The sequence below is a fragment of the Blastopirellula marina genome (assembly GCF_002967715.1).
Lineage (GTDB): Bacteria > Planctomycetota > Planctomycetia > Pirellulales > Pirellulaceae > Bremerella > Bremerella marina_B.
Genome location: NZ_PUIA01000005.1, coordinates 1 through 527, shown reverse-complemented (window position 1 = coordinate 527; position 527 = coordinate 1). Strand labels below are relative to the sequence as shown.

1 protein-coding gene is annotated in these 527 nt (G+C 62.0%); it reads left to right on the top strand.

Features of this window, described 5'->3' with window-relative positions; translation table 11 throughout:
* A partial coding sequence (locus C5Y96_RS00930) for an aldo/keto reductase (protein ID WP_146115465.1) occupies window positions 1–365 on the top strand: 365 nt, incomplete at its 5' end.
* Between the last annotated feature and the right edge of the window lie 162 nt (window positions 366–527).

Here is a 527-nt window from a genome sequence, read left to right as displayed (position 1 = left end):
ATTGTCAGCAGCAGGGTATCGCGGTGACCGGCTACTCGCCGCTGGGAGCGCCTTCGTATGTGCCGCTCGGCATGGCGAGCCAAGACGAGAACCTGCTCGACGAATCGACGATTAACGCCATCGCCGAGGCGCATGGCAAGTCGCCGGGGCAGATCGCGCTGAAGTGGAACGTGCAGCGAGGCGTGGCGGTGATTCCGAAGACAAGCCGCGTCGAGCGATTGGCCGAGAACCTGGCGCTGTTCGACTTCGAGCTAAGCGATCCGCAAATGGAAGCGATCGATCAGCTCGATCGCCATCGCCGGTTTAATGATCCGGGGCACTTCTGCGAAGCGGCGTTTGGCGCCTTCTATCCCATCTATGATTAGGGGTGGGCCGCGACGACGCGAGGTCTCTTCGCTCGCCGCGGGCAGACTTGGCTCGGCCGCTTCGACTTCGCCATTGGTCAAGCGATAAATCAAGTAGAGCGAAGCGAGCACCAGCAGCACAACCAGCAGCGCGTCGGGTTCGACCAGCAGGTAACGCCGGTC